Origin of the sequence: Sanguibacter suarezii NBRC 16159 (assembly GCF_001552735.1) — a bacterium.
Lineage (GTDB): Bacteria > Actinomycetota > Actinomycetes > Actinomycetales > Cellulomonadaceae > Sanguibacter > Sanguibacter suarezii.
Genome location: NZ_BCRT01000016.1, coordinates 178,012 through 198,216 on the forward strand (window position 1 = coordinate 178,012; position 20,205 = coordinate 198,216).

17 protein-coding genes are annotated in these 20,205 nt (G+C 72.1%); 13 read left to right on the plus strand and 4 right to left on the minus strand.

Translation table 11 applies throughout. From position 1 onward, the window contains the following. The first annotated feature begins 102 nt into the window (after positions 1-102). From SS2_RS11520 to SS2_RS11545, 6 genes are all read left to right on the plus strand, one after another. Positions 103-750, plus strand: coding sequence for a carbonic anhydrase (locus tag SS2_RS11520; RefSeq protein WP_066464175.1), 648 nt, complete (start codon positions 103-105; stop codon positions 748-750). A 92-nt stretch (positions 751-842) separates the two neighbouring features. Beyond that, positions 843-2,264: a class II fumarate hydratase gene (locus tag SS2_RS11525; protein ID WP_066464176.1), complete on the plus strand. Its 1,422-nt coding sequence runs from the start codon at positions 843-845 to the stop codon at positions 2,262-2,264. A gap of 199 nt (positions 2,265-2,463) precedes the next feature. Further along, positions 2,464-3,318, plus strand: a complete 855-nt coding sequence (locus SS2_RS11530; protein ID WP_066464177.1) for a DUF4397 domain-containing protein — start codon at positions 2,464-2,466, stop codon at positions 3,316-3,318. Positions 3,319-3,384: 66 nt separating this feature from the next. Next, positions 3,385-4,035 carry a class F sortase gene (locus tag SS2_RS11535; RefSeq protein ID WP_066464178.1) on the plus strand — a complete coding sequence of 217 codons (651 nt, stop codon included), beginning with the start codon at positions 3,385-3,387 and terminating at the stop codon, positions 4,033-4,035. Between the two features lie 49 nt (positions 4,036-4,084). Then, complete coding sequence (locus tag SS2_RS11540; protein ID WP_245643535.1) at positions 4,085-4,660, plus strand: RNA polymerase sigma factor; 576 nt, start codon at positions 4,085-4,087, stop codon at positions 4,658-4,660. Then, positions 4,638-5,387, plus strand: a complete 750-nt coding sequence (locus SS2_RS11545; RefSeq protein ID WP_066464185.1) for an anti-sigma factor — start codon at positions 4,638-4,640, stop codon at positions 5,385-5,387. Before SS2_RS11540 ends, SS2_RS11545 begins: the two co-directional genes overlap by 23 nt. On the opposite strand, the gene SS2_RS11550 is transcribed toward SS2_RS11545, so the two are convergent. Continuing rightward, positions 5,384-5,893: a MarR family winged helix-turn-helix transcriptional regulator gene (locus SS2_RS11550; RefSeq protein ID WP_066464187.1), complete on the minus strand. Its 510-nt coding sequence runs from the start codon at positions 5,891-5,893 to the stop codon at positions 5,384-5,386. The two genes, SS2_RS11545 and SS2_RS11550, sit on opposite strands and share 4 nt — an antisense overlap. Positions 5,894-5,986: 93 nt before the next feature. Between SS2_RS11550 and SS2_RS11555 the strand changes: the two genes are divergently transcribed. Next, positions 5,987-7,294 (plus strand): FUSC family protein, encoded by a 1,308-nt coding sequence (locus SS2_RS11555; protein WP_066464189.1) that lies wholly within the window; start codon positions 5,987-5,989, stop codon positions 7,292-7,294. Here the strand turns inward: SS2_RS11555 and phoH2 are convergent. Continuing rightward, positions 7,263-8,597: an RNA 5'-3' helicase PhoH2 gene (gene phoH2 / locus SS2_RS11560; RefSeq protein ID WP_066464191.1), complete on the minus strand. Its 1,335-nt coding sequence runs from the start codon at positions 8,595-8,597 to the stop codon at positions 7,263-7,265. The genes SS2_RS11555 and phoH2 overlap by 32 nt on opposite strands. Before the next feature lie 168 nt (positions 8,598-8,765). Then, positions 8,766-10,376 carry an MDR family MFS transporter gene (locus SS2_RS11565; RefSeq protein WP_083942160.1) on the minus strand — a complete coding sequence of 537 codons (1,611 nt, stop codon included), beginning with the start codon at positions 10,374-10,376 and terminating at the stop codon, positions 8,766-8,768. Between the two features lie 117 nt (positions 10,377-10,493). Here SS2_RS11565 and SS2_RS11570 point away from each other — a divergent pair, with 117 nt between their 5' ends. The 6 genes from SS2_RS11570 (at position 10,494) to SS2_RS11595 (ending at position 18,168) form a co-directional block, all read left to right on the plus strand. Next, entirely contained in the window at positions 10,494-11,084 is a 591-nt protein-coding gene (locus SS2_RS11570) for a DUF1697 domain-containing protein (protein ID WP_066464193.1), read from the plus strand. Positions 11,085-11,151: 67 nt separating this feature from the next. After that, positions 11,152-12,498, plus strand: a complete 1,347-nt coding sequence (locus SS2_RS11575) for a sensor histidine kinase (protein ID WP_083942162.1) — start codon at positions 11,152-11,154, stop codon at positions 12,496-12,498. Next, on the plus strand, positions 12,495-13,208 hold the full coding sequence (locus tag SS2_RS11580; RefSeq protein ID WP_066464460.1) for a response regulator transcription factor: 714 nt from the start codon (positions 12,495-12,497) through the stop codon (positions 13,206-13,208). The genes SS2_RS11575 and SS2_RS11580 overlap by 4 nt, the downstream gene beginning before the upstream one ends. Before the next feature lie 248 nt (positions 13,209-13,456). Next, on the plus strand, positions 13,457-15,046 hold the full coding sequence (locus tag SS2_RS11585; protein WP_066464196.1) for a YhgE/Pip domain-containing protein: 1,590 nt from the start codon (positions 13,457-13,459) through the stop codon (positions 15,044-15,046). Between the two features lie 83 nt (positions 15,047-15,129). Further along, complete coding sequence (nhaA, locus tag SS2_RS11590; protein ID WP_066464199.1) at positions 15,130-16,422, plus strand: Na+/H+ antiporter NhaA; 1,293 nt, start codon at positions 15,130-15,132, stop codon at positions 16,420-16,422. A gap of 9 nt (positions 16,423-16,431) precedes the next feature. After that, positions 16,432-18,168, plus strand: a complete 1,737-nt coding sequence (locus SS2_RS11595) for an alpha/beta hydrolase (RefSeq protein ID WP_066464202.1) — start codon at positions 16,432-16,434, stop codon at positions 18,166-18,168. A 31-nt stretch (positions 18,169-18,199) separates the two neighbouring features. On the opposite strand, the gene SS2_RS11600 is transcribed toward SS2_RS11595, so the two are convergent. Continuing rightward, positions 18,200-20,203: a glycoside hydrolase family 127 protein gene (locus tag SS2_RS11600; RefSeq protein WP_083942163.1), complete on the minus strand. Its 2,004-nt coding sequence runs from the start codon at positions 20,201-20,203 to the stop codon at positions 18,200-18,202. Between the last annotated feature and the right edge of the window lie 2 nt (positions 20,204-20,205).

Sequence of the window (20,205 nt, forward strand, 5' to 3'; positions counted from 1 at the left end):
CGAGCATCTCTGCTTATCCTCAGAACTACACGAGAACACGGCACGGCGCACCACGAAGGCCGCGACCGCTGGCGCTCGGCCGATCGACCAGGACGGAATTCCATGCCCCACCACGTCTCCCCCACCGCAGCCTGGAGCGAGCTCCGCGACGGCAACAACCGCTTCATCGCCGGCGAGATGCTCCACCCCTCCCAGGGCTTCGACCGTCGCGAGCAGATCAAGGTGGCGCAGAACCCCTTCGCGCTCGTCTTCGGCTGCTCGGACTCCCGCGTCGCTGCGGAGATCATCTTCGACCAGGGCCTCGGCGACGTCTTCGTCGTCCGCACCGCCGGTCACGTGGTCGACACCACGGTCGTCGGGTCGATCGAGTACGGCGTCGACATCCTCGACACCCGCCTCATCGTCGTGCTTGGGCACGACAACTGCGGCGCGATCGGGGCCGCGGTGCACGCCCTGACCACCGGCGAGCAGCCCAACGGCTTCATCCGCGCGGTCACCGACCGGGTGATCCCCTCGATCGTCAGCCTGACCTCGGCTGAGGGCGGATTCGTCTCCCCCAACACCGACGTGCTGCGCCGCGAGCACGTGCGCCACACGATGTCGATGCTGCACTCCTACTCGGCGGCCATCGCCAAGGCTGTGACCGAGGGCCGCTGCGCGATCGTCGGGGTGGAGTACGACCTGGAGGACGGCCACGCCCGCCTCATCGACGTCATCGGTGACATCGGAGACGTCCCCTTCGACGTCTGAGTCGCCGCCTGTCAGCGCGCGCCCCGTGGTTGCGGTCAAGATCACGGGGCGCGCGCTCGGGTTTTGGGCCGGGGGTGCGGCACGATGGACCCATGACTTCCACACCTGACACCGACGTCACCGGCGAGTTCCGGATCGAGCACGACACGATGGGTGAGGTCCGCGTCCCTGCGGCCGCGCTCTACCGTGCTCAGACCCAGCGCGCCATCGAGAACTTCCCGATCTCTGGCACGCCGCTCGAGCGCAGCCACATCGAGGCCCTGGCCCGCGTGAAGAAGGCAGCCGCTCGCGCGAACGCCGAGCTCGGCGTGCTCGAGGCGGACGTCGCCGAGGCGATCGTCGCCGCGGCCGACGCCGTCGCGCGCGGCGGCTACGACGAGCACTTCCCGCTCGACGTCTTCCAGACCGGCTCCGGCACGTCGTCGAACATGAACGCCAACGAGGTCATCGCGACGTTGGCGTCCCGCTCCCTGGGCCGCGAGGTGCACCCCAACGACCACGTCAACGCCTCGCAGTCGTCCAACGACGTCTTCCCGACGTCGGTCCACGTGGCAGCCACGGCTGGTGTGGTCGGTTCGCTGATCCCGGCCCTGGACCACCTGGCCACAAGCCTGGAGGCCAAGGCCACCGAGTTCGCGACCGTGGTGAAGTCCGGGCGCACCCACCTCATGGACGCGACCCCCGTCACCCTCGGCCAGGAGTTCGGCGGCTATGCCGCTGCCGTGCGCTACGGCATCGAGCGGCTGGAGTCGGCGCTGCCGCGCGCCGCCGAGGTCCCCCTCGGCGGGACCGCCGTGGGCACCGGGATCAACACCCCGGCCGGCTTCCCCCAGCGTGTCATCGCCCTGCTCGTCGAGGACACCGGCCTGCCGCTGACCGAGGCGCGCGACCACTTCGAGGCCCAGTCCGGGCGCGACGGGCTCGTCGAGCTCTCCGGCGCCCTGCGCTCGATCGCGGTGTCGCTGACCAAGATCTGCAACGACCTGCGCTGGATGGGCTCAGGCCCCAACACCGGCCTCGGCGAGATCGCCATCCCCGACCTGCAGCCCGGCTCCTCGATCATGCCCGGCAAGGTCAACCCGGTCATCCCCGAGGCCGTCCTCATGGTCGCCGCCCGCGTCATCGGCAACGACGCGACCGTCGCCTGGGCAGGCGCGAGCGGCTCCTTCGAGCTCAACGTGCAGATCCCGGTGATCGCCCTCGGCGTGCTCGAGTCGGTCCGCCTGCTCTCCAACGCCTCCGTGCTGCTGGCTGACAAGACCGTCGACGGCATCACCGCCAACGTCGAGCGGGCCCGTGCGCTGGCCGAGTCCTCCCCCTCGATCGTCACCCCGCTCAACCGCGTCATCGGCTACGAGGCTGCGGCCAAGGTCGCCAAGCACTCGGTGAAGAAGGGGCTCACGGTCCGTGAGGCCGTCATCGATCTGGGCTTCGTCGAGCGCGGCGAGGTCACCGAGGCCCAGCTCGACTCCGCCCTGGACGTGCTCGCGATGACGCGTCCGCCGCAGGCCTGAGCACCCGCTCGCCAGCACCAGCTCACCGCAGCGCCGGGTACCCACCGACAGGGTCCCGGCGCTGCGTCGTGGTGGCCCAAAAAAACTTCTCGACGACAAGTGCATCCACGGGCACCCGTCGGGGAGAAGACACAGGTGTCCTCAGTTCCTCCTGACGCTCGCACCGACGACGGCGCGACCACAGACACCTGGAGCACTCATGAACGCACGACCGCAGGCCCGCCGCACCATGTTCGGCGCTCTCGCCCTCACCGCCGCGACCACCCTCGCCGGGCTCACGATGATCCCCGCAGCCCAGGCTGCCGAGGGAGACGCCCAGCTCTCCGTGCTCCACGCCGTCCCCGGACTGACCGTGGACGTCTGGGTCAACGGAGAACGCACCCTGGACGACTTCACCCCGGGCTCCCTCGCCGGGCCTCTCGAGCTTCCCGCCGGGACCTACTCCGTCGCCATCACCGCAGCCGACGCCGCCGACGCCAGCTCACCGGCCATCGGCCCGGTCGACCTCTCCCTGACCGGGAACACCAACTACACCGCGGTCGCCCACCTCGATGCCTCGGGTGCTCCCACGGCCACCCTCTTCACCAACGACACCTCGACCACCCCGGCGGGTGACGGACGCCTCACGGTCCGTCACGTCGCGGCTGCTCCGGCCGTGGACGTCCTCGCCGGTGGGACCCCCGTCATCACCAACCTCGCCAACCCTGACGAGAAGGTCCTCGACCTGCCCGCCGGGACGCTGTCGGTGTCGGTGGCCGCAACAGGGACCACCACCCCGGTGATCGGCCCGGCCGACGTCCCGGTCACCGAGGGCGTCAACACGATCGTCTACGCCTGGGGCAGCCTGGCCGACGGCAACCTCGCCCTGGCCACGCAGACCATCGACGGACTCCACGCGTCACCGGCCGGGGTTCCCGCCGGTGAGGTCGGGCTCGCGGACACGGGCTCCGGCAACGGACCTGCCATGGGGGTCGCAGCCGCCGCGTCCGCAGGGGTCCTCGCCCTCGGGGCTGTCCTCTACCGCCGGCGCTCTGGCGCCCACGCGGATCGCTGAGCTGGCCCCCGAGCTCACCGACCCGACGCATCGATCATGACGCTGCAGCCACGGAGCTCTCGCCCGGTGACGACCTCACGCCCTCGCGTGCTGGCCGTCACCGGGCTGGTGGCTGCTGTCCTGGTGGCCTGCAGCCCCTCAGCGGGACCGTCAGATCCAGCGGACCCTGCGCCCACGGCGTCCACCGCGCCCGCTCCCGAGGCGCCCGCCGTCGTCCTCCCTCAGGACATCCCGGTCCGGGTGGCCGACGACGCGTCCACCGCGCCGGTCCCCGCACCGGCCCGGCTGGTCGTCGCCGACCTCGACGTGGACATGGCCGTCATCGGGGTGGGCACCGAGGCTGACGGGACCATGACCCTGCCCGCCTCAGCGGCCGACGCCGGCTGGTACCGCTTCGGCTCGGCTCCTGCCAGCCCGTCGGGCACCACGGTGCTCGCCTCGCACGTCGACACCCGCGCTGAGGGTCTGGGCCCCTTCGCGCGGCTGCGCGAGGCGCAGGTGGGAACTGCGGTGAGCGTGACGGACGAGGACGGCACGGTCCACGGCTACACGGTGTCCTCCGTCGATCGGATCGCCAAGACGAACGTTCCTCTCGACGAGGTCTTCGACCGGGACGGACCACCCCGTCTTGTGCTCCTCACCTGCGGTGGCGCATGGGACGCGTCCATCGGACACTACGAGGACAATGTCATCGTCACCGCAGTCCCGGACGCCTGAGATGGGCAACACCTCCGGGGCTGAGGCATCACTGATCGAAGGAGCGTGCGTGGACGATCCCGGCCAGGTGGACCGGCGCGGCAACGCGCTGGACACCTCCTTCGCCGGCGGTGACGAACGTGCGCTCGCCCAGGCCTACCACCGGTGGTCGCCGCTCGTCTTCACGGTCGCCCTGCGGTCCCTCGGTGACCGCCAGGACGCCGAGGACGTCACCCAGCAGGTCTTCGTGGCCGCGTGGCGCGGGCGCGGCTCCTTCAACCCCGAGCACGCCCGTCTGTCGACGTGGCTCATGGGCATCACGCGCCACAAGATCGCCGACGCCCACGAGAGCCGCACCCGGGCCCGGCACTCCGAGCAGGCCGCCGTCGTCCTCGCCCCGGGCGCCACGCCCGGCCTGGCTCACGACACAGCGGTCGCCGATCGTGTCATGATCGCCGACCAGCTCGCTCGCCTCGGCGAGCCGGGCAAGACGATCCTCGAGCTGGCCTTCTTCCGTGATCTCACTCACGCGCAGATCGCCGACGAGCTGGCCATGCCCTTGGGTACGGTCAAGAGTCACCTGAGACGAAACCTGTCCCGACTGCGCACACGGCTGGAGGTGGATGGTGCAGCACGTCGATCCTGAGATCCTCGCCCTCATCGCCCTCGGCGAAGCCGCGCCCGACGTCGCCGGTCCCACCGAGCGCGCCCACCTCGAGACCTGCGCCGAGTGCCAGGAGGAGTCAGCCGACCTCGCAGCCGTTGCTGCCCTCGCCCGCACGGTGCGCCCCGACGAGCTCGAGCACCCCTCCCCCCAGGTGTGGGCGCGGATCAGCGCCGAGCTCGGCCTCGACGCACCCGCCGAGCCCTCTCCCGTGCCCGCCGCCCGCACGCAGCGTCGCCGCCACAGGTCCGCACCGCGCCGCTGGGGACTGGTGGCCGCGGCCGCCAGCGTGGCCCTCGTCGCGGGGATCGGCGCCGGCATCGTGTGGGACCGCGTCACGACGCAGGAGCCCAGCGACCCGATCATCGCCCAGGCCCCCCTGGACGCTCTGCCCGACTGGCCGGACGCGTCGGGCCAGGCCACGATCGAGACCGCACCGGACGGCACGCGACAGGCGGTGATCAGCGTCGACGCCCCGCCGAGTGCTGACGGCTACCGCGAGGTGTGGCTCATCGCCGAGGACCTGAGCAGCCTGACCAGCCTGGGTGTGCTCGAGGGGTCGCAGGGGCGTTTCGACATCCCGGACGATCTCGACCTCGCGGCCTTCCCCCTCGTCGACGTCTCTCAGGAGCCCCTCGACGGCGACCCGACGCACTCGGGGGACTCGATCGTGCGCGGGAGCCTGACCCCCGAGACGGCGTCGAGCTAGCCCGCACCCGGGCTCGTGGCGAAGTCCTCCGGGTCGACGGTGGACAGGACGACCGCCAAGAGCTCGGCGAGGCGTGCCGCCTGGGCGGGGTCGAGCCCCGCGAGCGCCTCGGCCTCGCTCGCCGCGATGGCGGGGAAGACGTCGTCGAGGAGGGTGGTTCCCTCGTCGGTGAGGCTGACGAGCACCGACCTGCGGTCGTCCTCGGCCTGCTCGCGGCGGACCATGCCGTGGGCGGAGAGCCGGTCGAGCCGCTTGGTGATGGCCGCCGGTGAGGCGCCTGTCACCGTGGTGATCGCTCCGGGGCGCAGTGGGCGCCCGGCCCGGCGCAGCGCGCACAGCAGGTCGAACTCGCCGCGGGTCAGGCCGTGCTCGGCGAGCTCCACCTCGCTGCGGGCCGTGACCACCGCCGCGATCCGTAGGATCCGTCCGACCACGAGGATGTGGGAGGCGTCGAGGTCGGGGTAGCGCTCGGCCCACTGGTGCACTGCGCGTTCGGCAAAGTCCACGCCTGAGTCCGTCCCCCGGGATGGCCCGGAATTATTTCACGAGTAAACTACTTTCAGAAGCATAGCCACCCCTGGAAGGATCCGCCCCACCCCGTGCCCTCCCCCGCCGCTCCGCCCCGCTCCGCCGTCACCTCCACCCCCGGCGGGCGCCGTCACGCCGTCCGCTCCGTGCTGTCCACCTCGCACGCCTGGTCAGCCCTTGCCGTGCACTCAGCCGACGCGACGGTGGCCGCTGCGGTACGCGCCGGCCTCGCCGTGGGGCTCGCCCTCGCCCTGGGGCACCTGTCCCCCCACCCGGAGATGGTCGGCTTCGCCGCGCTCGGCGTCCTCACCGCGATCTACTCCCGGTACGAGCCCTACCGGCGTCGTGCCTCCCGCCTTGCCCTGGCGGGGGCGATGATCACGGGGGCGATCTTCCTCGGCTCGTTGTCCGCGCACCTGGACTGGCCGCCGTACGTGCGTCTGCTCCTCGTGGCCCTGGTCGCCGGCGCGGCCAGCCTCGTCGCCCTCGCCTCCCGCATCGGAGCGCCGGGACCGATCATGGTGATCTTCGCCGCCGGTGCGGCGGTCGCCGGCGCACCCACCCTGGGCGAGGTCGGGCTGCGGACGGCCTTCGCCGCCGGCGGCGCGGGGATCGCCTGGCTCGTGTGCATGTCCGGATACCTGCTGCGCCCCTCGGCCCCGGCGGTGCTCGCCGTGCGCCGCGCCCTGGCCCCGGCCGACTACGACGCGGCGCGGGTGTCCCTGGCCCGCGACGTCCTGGCCGACGACGCCTCTCACCGGCGCACCGCGCCGATGGCCCACGAGCTCGCGCTCGTCCTCGCCGAGCACGCCGAGAACGCCGGGGACACCGGTGAGGCAGCGGACCTGCCCCCGCGCCGCACCCTGGCGGACACCGTGCGTGAGGAGTGGTCCTCCGGTGAGCTCGTCGTCCCGGTGGTCCGGATCACCATCGCCTCCCTCGCGGCAGCCTTCCTCGCGCAGGCCCTCGGGTGGGGTCACCCCTCGTGGGCGGCCATCGGTGCGGCCTCCACCCTGCAGGGCCGACACATCCACACCACGACGCCGCGTGCGCTCCAGCGCGCGCTGGGCACCGCGGTCGGCGCGCTCCTCGCGTGGCCGCTGCTGGAGGCCGGGCTGAGCTTCTGGTGGGTGGCCGGCGTCGTCGTCGCGCTGCAGTTCGTCACCGAGCTCATCGTGGTGCGCCAGTACGCCCTCGCGATGCTCACCATCACCCCGATGGCGCTGCTCATGACCTCCTTCGGTGACCCCTCGGGCGGTCAGCTCGCCCTCGACCGGGCGCTCACCACCGCCCTGGGTGCGCTCGTGGGAGTGATCATGACGATCCTCGTGCACGACACGTGGACGATCAGACCTCGATCCGCTCGAGCATCTCGGTGACCAGCGCGGCCACCGGGGAGCGCTCCGACCGCGCGAGGGTGACGTGGGCGAAGAGCGGGTGGCCCTTGAGCGCCTCGATGACGGCGGCGATCCCGTCGTGGCGGCCCACCAGCAGGTTGTCGCGCTGGGCGACGTCGTGGGTGAGCACCACCCGGGAGGACTGACCGATCCGGGACAGGACGGTGAGCAGCACGTTGCGCTCGAGGGACTGTGCCTCGTCGACGATGACGAAGGCGTCGTGCAGGGACCGGCCACGGATGTGGGTCAGCGGCAGCACCTCGAGGATCTCGCGGTCGATGATCTCCTCGATCACCTCGCGGCTGACCACCGCACCGAGGGTGTCGAAGACCGCCTGGGCCCAGGGGTTCATCTTCTCCGCCTCGGAGCCGGGCAGGTAGCCCAGGTCCTGTCCGCCGACCGCGTACAGCGGGCGGAAGACCATGATCTTGCGGTGCTTGCCCTTCTCCAGGACCGCCTCGAGGCCGGCGCACAGCGCCAGCGCGGACTTCCCGGTGCCGGCCCGCCCACCGAGGGAGACGATGCCGATCGAGTCGTCCATGAGCAGGTCGATGGCGATCCGTTGCTCGGCCGACCGCCCGCGCAGACCGAAGACCTCCTGGTCGCCGCGCACGAGCTGGAGGTGCTTGTCCGGGGTCACCCGGGCGAGGGCGGAGCCGCGCGGTGAGTGCAGCACCAGACCCGTGTGGCACAGGGTGGGTGCGGCCGCCGCGAGCGCGGCCGGGTCCAGCCCCGCCAGCTCGAGGGACTCGTTCTCCCACAGCGCTGCCATCTGCTGCTCGGCGAGGGCCAGCTCGCCCATGCCGGTCCAGCCGGAGTCCACGGCGAGCTCGGCCCGGTACTCCTCGGCGCTCAGGCCCACAGCCGAGGCCTTGACCCGCATCGGCAGGTCCTTGGACACGACCGTCACCTCCGCCCCCTCGGCGGCGAGGTTGGCCGCGACGGCGAGGATGCGGGTGTCGTTGTCCCCGAGGCGGAAGCCGTCCGGCAAGCTCCGCGGGTCGGTGTGGTTGAGCTCGACGCGCAGCGTCCCGCCGGCCTCGCCCACCGGGATCGGTGAGCTCAGCCCGCCGTGGGCGACCCGGAGGTCGTCGAGCATGCGCAGCGCGCCGCGGGCGAAGTACCCCAGCTCGGCGTGGTGGCGCTTGGCCTCCAGCTCGGTGATCACCACGATCGGCAGCACCACGTCGTGCTCGGCGAAGCGCAGCGGCGCGGTGGGGTCCGAGAGCAGGACCGAGGTGTCCAGCACAAAAGTTCGACGAGCTGCGGTTCGACGAGCTGCCATGACAGGCTCCCTCCGGCGCGCGTGCGCCTGGGTGTCAGGACGGCCGGATGCCGTCCGTCACGACGAAACTACGCCCGCGTAGTTTGCAGCGCCACGGCACACGCGCGAGGACCCACGACTGTCATACGGCGTTCACCTGCCGGATATCTCCGCAGACGCCGCGGCGTCTCAGCCCGCCACGTGCCCGGACTCCCGGCGCATCGCGACCCCGGCGACCAGCCCGGCCAGCAGCACACCGGCCACGAGCAGCATCGTCTGACCTGCCGCCGTCGCGAAGCCGGTGTTGAAGGCGTCCTGGGCGGCGGCGGCGAAGGAGGCGGCGACGTCGGCGGGCACCCCCTCGGGCACGCTCACCCCGGAGCCGCCGCCCGTGAAGGACCCGCCGGCGGCGGCGAAGGCGTCGACGAAGGGCTCGCGGAGCTGGGCCGGCAGCGCGGTCGCGGCCTGCGCAGCGGCGTCGGGCAGGGTGACGGCGAGGCGAGCCTGGAGCATGGCGACCACGGCTGCCGAGCCGATCACGCCGCCCACCTGGCGGGTGGTGTTGAAGGCGCCGGCGCCCGCACCGGCGGTGGTGTGGTCCAGGCCCGCGGTGGCCAGGCTGGCCATCGGGGAGAAGACGCACCCGGTCCCCACCCCGAAGAGCACCATCGGCGCCACGATCGCCCACGGCGAGGCCCCCGGGGCGATGACGAGGTCCAGCCACACGGTGGCCAGGGCGAGGGCCGCGAAACCGGTGACCATGACCCACTTGGCGGGCACACGGTCGGACAGGCGTCCGGCGAAGGGCGCCACCACGCCCGAGACCAGCGAGCCGGGCAGGCCGATGAGCGCGGCGTGCAGCGGCGAGAGGCCGAGGGTCGTCTGCAGGAAGATCGTCAGCGGGAAGAAGATCCCGATCATCGCGAAGGACACCGCCATCCCCGACACGTTGGCCAGGGAGAAGTTGCGGTGGTGGAACAGGCTCAGCGGCAGCAGGGCGTCCGCACCGAGGCGGTGCTGCCAGGCCACGAAGGCGGCGATGACCACGACGCCGAAGCCGATGATCAGCGGGACGGTGATCGGCCCCCACACCTGACCCCAGTCGAAGGTCTCCCCCTCCTGGACGCCGAAGACCAGCGCAGCCAGACCCACGACGGACAGCACCACGCCGACGACGTCGAAGGACTTCTTGTTCGTGGCCAGCGCGGGCAGCGTGCGCACGGCGAAGAACAGCGCGACCAGGCCCACCGGGATGTTGACGAAGAAGATCCACTCCCACCCCAGGGACTCCACGAACAGCCCGCCCAGCACCGGGCCGGTGATCGTGGCGATGCCCGCGACCGAGCCCCACAGGCCCATCGCCGCGCCGCGCTGGTGCGGGGGGAAGACCCGGGTGATGATCGCCATCGTCTGCGGGGTCATGAGCGCGGCGCCCACGCCCTGCACCGCCCGCGCGACCACGAGCATGGCGATGCTGCCGGAGAGCCCGCACCACAGCGAGGCCAGGGTGAACACCGCCAAGCCGATGACGAAGATGTTCTTGGGGCCGTACCGGTCCCCCAGCCGCCCGGTGACCAGCAGCAGGACGGCGTAGGTGAGCAGGTAGGCGCTCGTCACCCAGGCCACCGCGGACAGCCCGACGTCGAAGGTCTCCACGAGGGTGGGGACGGCGATGTTCACGATGGTCGTGTCGACCATGATCATGAAGAAGCCGAGCAGCAGGGCGGGCAGCACGCTCCACGGCGTGCGGCCACGCAGGTCGACGACGGGCGGTGCCCCGGCGGTGGTGGGTGCGCTCATGTGCAGTCCTAGGGTGAGGTCCGGATGGCGCGGTCGCGCGTGATGACAAACCATCGTCGAGCGGTTGATATTCCCTCCTCCGTTCCATCCTCGCCCCGAGGGCGCTACCGTGACCGCATGAACGCGCACGCCGCCCTGCTGCGGGGAGTCAACGTCGGCGGCCACCGGTCGGTGCCGGCCGCGGTCCTGCGGTCCCTGGGGGCCGACGCCGGCTTCGCAGCCCCGGCGACCCTGCTCACCAGCGGGAACCTCGTGCTGGGCGGCGCCCTCCCCGGGACTCCCGCGGCCTCCTGCACCTCGCCCGCGGACGTCGCGGACCTGGTCCGCGCGGAGCTGCGGTCCCGCCTCGACCTCGACGTGGACGTCGTGGCGGTCACCCTGGCCGATCTCGACGCGGTCGTGGCGGCCAACCCCTTCCCCGCGGAGAGCGAGGCCGCGCCGTCCACGGTCCTGGTGACCTTCTACCTCGACCCGCCCGAGCCGCAGCGGCTGGCCGGTCTCGACCTCACCGGCTTCCCCGAGCGGGTGGTCTGGACCGGCGGCGTGGCCTTCACCCACTACCCTTCGGGCGCCGGGACGAGCCGCCTCACCCCGGCCTACCTGCGCCGCGTCGTCGGGGTCGACGGGACGGCCCGGAACTGGTCGACCGTGCTCAAGCTCCGCTCTCTGCTCGCCGAGCGGGAGCACGCCGATCAGCCGAAGGACTGACCCGAGGCGCACGAGTCCAGCCGATCGGCCGTCGCACCGGCGTCCTGCGGGTCCGTAGGCTGACGCCATGCAGGTCAGCGACCGCCCCCTCCTCGATGCCCGGTGGGCCCTCCCCGGGCAGCTGGCGCGCGCCGTCGGCCCGGCGGGAGAGCCATCCTCCACCCGGCGTTCCCCACGCGACTGGGCGGTGGACGCCACCTTCTTCCTCGCCGCGACGCTGTTCTGGATGATGGGCACCGAGACGTCCGCCACCACGACCGTCGAGCTCTCGAGCGAGGTCGAGAACGGGCTGAGCATCGCCTCGCCGGTGGCCCACGACCCCTCGATCCTGCTCGACGTCGTCGACCCGGTGGTGGGCGCCCTGCTGTGCATCGCGTTGTGGTGGCGACGCCGGATCCCGGTCGTCCTCGCGGTCGCCGCCCTGGTCGCCTCGACCTTCTCCGTCACCGCCGCCGGCGCGATCTTCGTCATCGTCTTCACCCTCGCGGTGCACCGCCCGTGGCCGATCTCGGTGCCACTGTCCCTGCTCCAGGTCCCCGCTGGCCTCGTCTACGACCGGGTCCATCCCGACACCTCCACGAACGCTGTGCACCTGTCCATCGCCGGGACCCTCCTCGTGGGCGCCGTCCTCGCCTGGGGCATCGCCGTGCGCGCCCGGCGTCAGCTCGTGCTCAGCCTGCGCACCAGCTCCGAGCAGGAACGGCGCGAGCACTCCCTCCTGCTGCACAACGCTCGCCGGGCCGAGCGCGAGCGCATCGCCCGCGAGATGCACGACGTCCTCGCCCACCGGATCTCCTTGCTGTCCGTGCACGCCGGAGCCCTGGAGTACCGCACCGACCAGGCCGAGGCCGGCACCGCACCGCCCCCCACGGCCGCGGAGGTGCGCGACGCCGTCTCGGTCATCCGGGAGAACGCCCACCAGGCTCTCGAAGAGCTCGCTGAGGTGCTCTCGGTGCTGCGCACCGCGGACCTGCCCGAGGATCCCGCCGACGCCCCCGCGGCGACCGGCACAGCCGCACCGCAGCCTGACCTCGGCGACCTCGACGCCCTCGTCGCCGAGGCGCGCACCGCGGGGCAGCAGGTGCACCTGGACGTCCACGCCCCCGGCCTGGAGACCACCCGACCCCAGCTGCAGCGCACGATCTTCCGGGTGGCCCAGGAAGGCCTGACCAACGCCCGCAAGCACGCACCCACCTCGCTGGTGAACATCACCCTGCGCGGCGACGCGGACACCGGCGTGGAGCTCGTCCTGACCAACGTCGTGGCGATGGACGCCGTCGAGTCCCAGATCCCCGGCGCCGGCGCGGGCCTGGCTGGGCTGACCGAGCGGGTCGCGATCGAGGGCGGGACGTTGGACCACGAGATCCGGTCCGGCGCGTTCCGGCTCCGCGTCCGGCTACCGTGGCGACCATGATCCGCACCCTCATCGTCGACGACGACGCCCTCGTCCGCTCCGGCCTGCGCCTCATGCTCGGCGGAGCCCATGACATCACCGTGGTCGGCGAGGTGGCCGACGGCGCGCTCGTGGCCGAGGCCGTCCGCGAGCTGAGCCCCGACGTCGTGCTCATGGACATCCGGATGCCCGTCATGGACGGCATCGCAGCGACCGGGGCGCTGGCGGCGAGCGGGACGCCGGCCCAGGTCATCGTGCTGACGACCTTCGGCGGCGACGACATGATCCTGGCCGCCCTGCGGGCCGGGGCCTCGGGGTACCTGCTCAAGCACACCCCGCCGGAGGAGATCGTCGACGCCGTGCGCCGCGCCGCCGACGGCGAGCCGGTGCTCTCGCCGGCCGTCATGCAGGTGCTCATCGACCAGGCGACCAAGCTCCCGGTGGCTGCGAGCGCACCGACCGCACCGACAGCGCCGACGGCGCCGGCCCCTGTCGCCGAGCGCGCCGTCTCCGAGCGCGCTCTCGCCGCACAGACCCGCCTCGGCGTGCTCAGCGCACGCGAGCGCGAGGTCGCGAGCGCCGTCGCCCGGGGGATGACGAACGCCGAGATCGCCACGGAGATGTTCTTGTCGATGGGCACCGTGAAGTCCCACATCTCGAGCGCACTGACCAAGCTGGACATGACCAACCGGATCCAGCTCGCCCTGCTCGGTTACGAGGCCGAGCGGTAGCACGAGGCTCGCCCGGGCTCCGGGGAGCCGCCGCGCCACGCCGAGTGTGACCTACTTCACAAAGAGCGTCCGGTTTGCTAGCCTTGCGGGGTAGTTAACCAAGACTTTGAGTTTCAGATAGTCGAGAGCGCTCATGGACGGACCAATGGCGGTCCGCCCTCAGGGCTCCCGCCCCGTCCACACCAGCCCGGCGCTGCGCCCGGCTGTTCACGCGCGCGCCGGAAGCTGCGGCGCGAGACAGGACTTCGATGAGCTCGCACGAGACTGCCCGACTGCCCCGTTTCCCCTTCTTCACCGGGATCTCGATGATCCTGCTCGCTCTCGTAGCGATCGGGCTCATCGTCTACCTCCAGATCTTCAACACGAAGGTGCACAACGCCTCGATCAAGCTCAACGACGGGTCCGTCCAGGTGGCCGCCGGCGCGAGCGAGCTCGCCGCCGGATCAGGCAGCGCGGCCACCGGGGCGAGCGACCTGTCGACCGGTGCCACGACCCTGCAGACCGGCGCCGCCGCGGTCGCCGACGGGGCGACCAGCCTCTCTGACGGTGCCGCCACGCTGGCCACCGGGGCCATCGCCCTCCAGACCGGCGCGAGCAGCCTCGACACCGGCGCCCAGGCCCTCGACGTCGGGGCCTCCAAGGTCGCCACCGGTGCGTCCGACGCCGCCACAGGTGCCCAGCGCCTCAAGGTCGGCGCAGCCGCGGTGGACACCGGCGCCAGCACGCTCGCGACCAAGACCGGCGAGCTGCGCGACTCCGTCGCGGTCCTGGCCGACAAGCTCCCCACCCTGGACACCGGAGCCGGAGCGATCGTGGACGGAGCCAAGTCCGTCTCCGACGGAGTCACCAGCGTGAAGACGAACGTCGAGGCCCTCAGCACAGGCTTGGGTCAGATCTCCCAGGCCGTGACCACCGCACCTCCGGGGGGCACCTCGCTCATGGCAGCCGCGAAGAGCGTCAGCGACGGAGCGGGCAACCTCGCGACACAGCTCGACACCCTCGAAGGCACTCTCGAGGCGCTCCGCACGAAGATCGCCGCCGGCGGCGTCGTGACCGACGCCGAGCTCGCGGCGCTCTCCGCGGGCGCGGGGGCCCTGTCCACGGGGGCGACCACCCTCCAGAACGCTGTGCTCGACTCGACGCCCGGCTCAGCACCGACGAGCCTGTCCGACGGTCTCCTCGTCATGCAGGCCACGATCGCCGGTGTCTCCACGAGCGCGAGCACCCTCGCGACCGGGATGGCTCCGCTCGTCACCGGGTCCGCCGCCGTGCACGCCGGGGCGAGCACCCTCAAGGAGGGCACCGCCGCGCTGGCCCTCGCCGGCCCCGCGCTCGTCGAGGGCACCACGCTCATCGCGGCCGGGGCGAGCACGCTCAGCGACGGGACGACCAGTCTCGCGACGGGCACCACCTCCTTGGCCACCGGGACGCAGACCTTGGCCACCGGGGCGACCACCCTGGCCACCGGGGCAGGCACGCTGGCAGAGGGCACCACCGAGATGAGCACCGGGGCGACGACCCTGTCCCTGGGATCGCAGACGCTGGCCGCCGGGGCCTCGACCCTGGCCACCGGCGCCGGCGACCTCAGCTCCGGCTCCGACACCCTCGCCGAGGGCGCCAGCACCCTCGCCACCGGGGCCAGCGCAGTCGCCGAGGGCGCCGACTCCATCGACGGCGGCACCACCCAGATCTCCGCCGGGACCGCGAAGCTCCAGACGGACGTGGAGAACGGCCCGACCCTCACCCTGGCCTTCGTGGGGGCGGCCCTGGCGATCCTCGGGCTGATCACCGGAACCGTCGCGGTGGTGATCGGGATGCGCAGACGAACACTCGCCTGACGTACCCTGGGGTCATAGGATCTACCCCTTGGTGTGCCGGGAAGACTGGTCGGTGTTCTCGTCGTCGACCCCTTGGGAGCAGCATGAGCACGCCCGCCAGCACACCGTCACACACCCCGCCCACCGGCCTGCAACGGCTCACGGCGTGGGTGACCCGCGAGACTACCGGCGGCCTGCTGCTGATCATCGCAGCGGCCGCCGCCCTCGTCTGGGCGAACTCTCCGTGGCGCGACGCCTACGCCTCGCTCGCCAGCACGACGATCGGGCCGGAGGCGCTGCACCTCGACCTCACCCTCGCCCAATGGGCTGCTGACGGGCTGCTGGCGATCTTCTTCTTCGTCGTCGGGCTCGAGCTCAAGTACGAGTTCGTCGCCGGGTCGCTGCGCCAGCCGCGACGGGCCGGCGTCCCGATCCTGGCGGCCGTGGGCGGCATGGCCGTCCCGGCGCTGCTGTTCGTGCTCGTCCTCAAACTCACCGGGGACACCTCCGCGATCGACGGGTGGGCGATCCCCACCGCGACGGACATCGCCTTCGCCCTCGCGGTGCTGGCGGTCTTCGGGCGGGGGCTGCCCGCCGCCATCCGCACCTTCCTGCTCACCCTCGCCGTCGTGGACGACCTGCTGGCGATCGTGGTCATCGCGGTCTTCTACACCGACAGCGTGTCCTGGGTGCCGCTGGGCCTGGCCGTCGTCGCCCTCGTGGTCTTCCGGATGCTGGTCACCGCACGCCGGGTGCACAGGTGGGCGCTGCTCCCCCTCGCCGTGGTCATCTGGGTCCTCGTGCACTCCTCCGGGGTGCACGCCACCGTCGCCGGCGTCCTCATGGGCTTCCTTGTCCCGGCTCTCCTCATCCACGGTGAGCACCACCCGCGCACGCACAGCTTCGAGCGCGTGTGGAGCCCGATCTCCTCGGGCATCGCCCTGCCGGTCTTCGCCTTCTTCGCCGCCGGGGTCTCCCTCGTCGACGACGGCGTCCTGGGTGTCCTCAGCCAGGGGGTCGCGGTGGCGATCATGGTGGCGCTCGTGGTCGGCAAGTGCCTGGGGGTGCTCGGGACCACGTTCCTGCTGACCAAGCTCACCCCGCTGCGCCTGGCGCCGGGCATCGGCCTGCGGGACCTGCTCCCGGTCGGTCTGCTGGCAGGCATCGGCTTCACCGTCTCGCTGCTCATCGCCGAGCTGTCCTTCCCGCCGGACTCCGTGCACGCCCACGCCGCGAAGGCCGCTGTGCTCGCGGCGTCGGTCATCGCGGCCTCGCTCGCAGCGCTCGCGCTGCGCGCAGACGCGCGCCGGGCCGACCGCAGCACCGACATGAACGAGGACGGCCTGCCCGACGACGTCACCGAGTTCATCGGAGGCGAGGACAGCCAAAGCCACTAGGCTCACAACATGGAGCGAAACGGTCACATCCTGTCGGGGCTCGGTGCTTCTCTCGCGCGGTACGGCCGCACCTTCTCCCCGACGGGTCTGGCCTTCGCGCTGACCTTCTACTGCATCTCCATGACGCCGTCCCTCATCCCGCGTGAGTGGCTCTACCAGGCCCTGCTCACCGGGCTGTCAGTGATCGGCGGCTACGCGATCGGGACCTTCCTGGGCTGGGTGCTGCGCCGCTTCGGCTTCCGGACCCCGTGGCCGCCGTCGGTGACCCGGGTGTTGTGGTGGGGACTGGCGCTGGCCACGGTGGTGCTCGTCCCGTGGTTCCTCGTGCTCGGCTCGCACTGGCAGAACGACCTGCGCACCCTCTTCGGGATGGAGCCCCCCGGCCCGTTGCACACCATCCCGCTGCTCGGGCTCGCTCTGCTGCTGGCTCTCGTCCTGCTGGAGATCGGGCGCACCCTGCGCAGGTGCACCCGGTGGGCCGCCCGTGTGCTGGGCCGGTGGGTCCCGCTGCGGGTGGCCCGGCTCGTCGCCGCGGTCGCGGTCACCGCGGTCACCATCGTGGTGGTCAACGGTGGCCTCATCGACGGGACGCTCAGCGCCCTCAACTCCGTCTACGCCAAGGCTGACGAGACCACTCCGGCGGGGGCGGTCCGACCCACCTCCCCCGAGCGGTCGGGATCGCCGGAGTCGCTCGCCTCCTGGGAGACCCTGGGCAAGCAAGGTCGCGGCTTCGTCTCCGGCGGTCCGTCGGTGGCCCAGATCCAGGACTTCGTCGCGGGCGGGGACGTCATCGCCCCGGCGGACGTCATGGAACCCATCCGGGTCTACGCGGGGCTGGACTCCGCCGCCACCGACTCCGCTCCCGACTCCGCCGAGTCCCTCCAGGCGACAGCCGAGCTCGTCGTGGCTGAGCTCGATCGCACCAACGCCTGGGACCGGGACATCCTCGTGGTCACCACGACGACGGGCACCGGCTGGGTGGACCCGTCCATGTCGCAGAGCCTGGAGTACATGCACGGCGGGAACACCGCGACCGCCGCCATGCAGTACTCCTTCCTCCCGAGCTGGATCAGCTTCGTCTCCGACATGTCCACTCCCCCGGCCGCGGGCAAGGCGCTCTACGAAGCCGTCTACGCGGCGTGGTCGGCCAAGCCCGCCGACGACCGGCCGTTCCTCCTGGCCTTCGGCATCTCTCTGGGCAGCTACGGCGCGCAGGGTGCGTTCAGCGGCCTGCAAGACATGAGCGCCCGCACTGACGGCGCGCTCTTCGTCGGCACTCCCAACGCCACCGCGAACTGGCAGTTCTTCACCGACAACCGCGACCCCGGCAGCCTCGAGTACAGCCCCGTCTACGAGGAGGGCCGCCAGGTCCGCTTCGGGACCGAGGTGGGGAGCGCGGCAAACATCTGGGACTTCCCGGGCACCTGGCAGACGCCGCACATCGTCTACATCCAGCACGCCTCCGACGCCATCGTCTGGTGGTCCCCGGACCTCCTGTGGCGCGAGGCCGACTGGATCTCCCAGCCCGGCCCGGACCGGATGGAGATGACCTGGGTGCCGATCGTGACCTTCTGGCAGGTCACCTTCGATCTCTTCGTGGCCGGCGACGTGCCCTCCGGCCATGGCCACGACTACCGCGAGGCGTACGTGGACGGGCTCGCTGCGCTCGGCGCTCCCGAAGGGTGGGACACCCAGGAGACCACGCGGCTGCGTGATCTCCTGGGGCCCCAGGCCAGCCAGGGTTAGCAGGGGGGGCTTGGCTGGCCGGCTCAGGGGGTCAGGACACCGGCATCCACACCCGCATGGTCGACGGTCCGCGGTTGGCCCAGGCGTGGTACGGGACCAGCTGGACGAGTCCGCGGTCGGTGACCCGCTCGGGAGCCACGGCGTCGGCGTCCGGGCCGAAGGGCCACGGGGTGTCGTGGGGGTCCACCGTGGTCGCCGAGACGAGCACGGCGCCGTCCAGCTCGACGGGGGGCAGGCTCGTGTCCACCGAGACGGTGTTGACCGAGGCGCCCAGGTCCGTGGACTCCAGGCACAGCACGAGCGGACCGCGCTCGACCGCGACCTGGCCGCGGACGGCGTCGACGCGGGCGTCCGGCCAGGTCCACCGGGCCACCACGGGCAGCTCGAGCTCGACGACGTCGCCCACTGCGAAGGCGCGTCGCACCTGGGCGTAGCCGGCGTCCACGCTCGTGGAGACGCCGCCGGTCCGCAGCACGGCGCGCTCCGCCCAGGCGGGCACCCGCAACGAGAGCGTCCACTCCGCGTCCTGGTCGGCCTCGGGCACCTGGGTGATCGTCACCCGGACCAGCCCGTCGTGGGGGTAGTGCGTGGCCACGCTCACCCCGACCGTGCGGCCATCCCCGAGCGGGGCCACGACCTCGGCCGAGGCGTACTGGTGGAGCTGGGTCCCGGCGTCGTCCGCGGAGGCGAGGTAGGACCCGAGGGAGGCCACGGTGCGAGCCACGTTCGTGGGGCAGCAGGACACCTCGAACCACGGGGCGCGCAGGCTGGAGGAGGCGCGGGCGCTCGGCTCGGTGGCGTCCGGGACGGTGCCCGGGACCCGCTGGTGCAGGGTGTTGGTGTAGTAGAAGGCCTTGCCGTCCTGGGCGGGCGACGTCGCGACGACGTTGTAGAGGGTGCGCTCGACGGCGTCGGCGTGGGCCGCCTCGCCCGAGGCCAGCAGCAGGCGCTGGTTGAGCATGACCGAGGCCACGCCCGCGCAGGTCTCGGAGTACGCGCGGTCGGAGGGCAGCTCGTAGTCGGCCCCGAAGGACTCCCCCTCGTGGTGGGCGCCCATCCCGCCGGTGAGGTAGGTGCGGCGGGCCAGGGTGGCCAGGGTCTGTGCGGTGATCGCTGCGAGCAGCTCGTCGTCGCCCTCCTCGATGGCGAGGTCGGCGGCACCTGCGGCGAGGTAGAGGGCGCGGACGGAGTGACCGGTCATGATCGCCGTCTCGCGGACGGGCTGGTCGTCCTGGAAGTACTGGGCGCCGAACTCGATCTGCCCGAGCCGCCCGTGGCCGCGGCGGTCGACGAAGAGCTGAGCCTGGTCGAGGTACCGGCGGTCCCCGGTGTAGCGGTACAGCTCGACGAGGGCGACCTCGATCTCCGGGTGCCCGCAGACGTTGTCGATGCCGTCAGGGCCGAAGGCCTCACAGACGTGGTCGGCCGCGCGCACGGCGATCTCGACGAACTGGTCCGCACCCGCGGTCCGGCCGCGCGCCACACCGGCCTGGATGAGGTGGCCGTAGCAGTAGAGCTCGTGGCCCCACTCCAGGTCGGAGTACCGGGGCTGCTGGCCCGGGCGGCCGAACTTCGTCGACAGGTAGCCGTCAGCCTCCTGGACCGGGGCGATCCGTGCCACGAGCGCCTCGAAGCGGGCGTTCATCGCCTCGTCGCCGGTGCGCCCGATCTCCCAGGCCATGGCCTCCATGAGCTTGTAGACGTCGGAGTCGGAGAACTCCCGCCCCCGCCGGGTCTGAGCGATGGTGCCGGCCACGACCGCGTCGAAGTTCGTGGTCCAGCCCATCTGCTCGACCCACGCCTCGCAGTGCTCGATCATCGCGGAGGAGTTGAGGGCCTGCAGGTCAGCCCAGAACCCGCCGGTGATCTGCACCTCGCCCAGGCCGAGCGGGCGCAGCCGGCCCGCGGACGGCGCGATCGGCAGCCCGCGGTCGGCGCCGGAGTAGACGAGGCTGGTGCGGCGGGCGGCGGCGGTGGCTGTGCTGGCGGTGGCAGCCAGGTCGCCCAGGTTCTGGGCGCGATCGGAGGAAGACATGA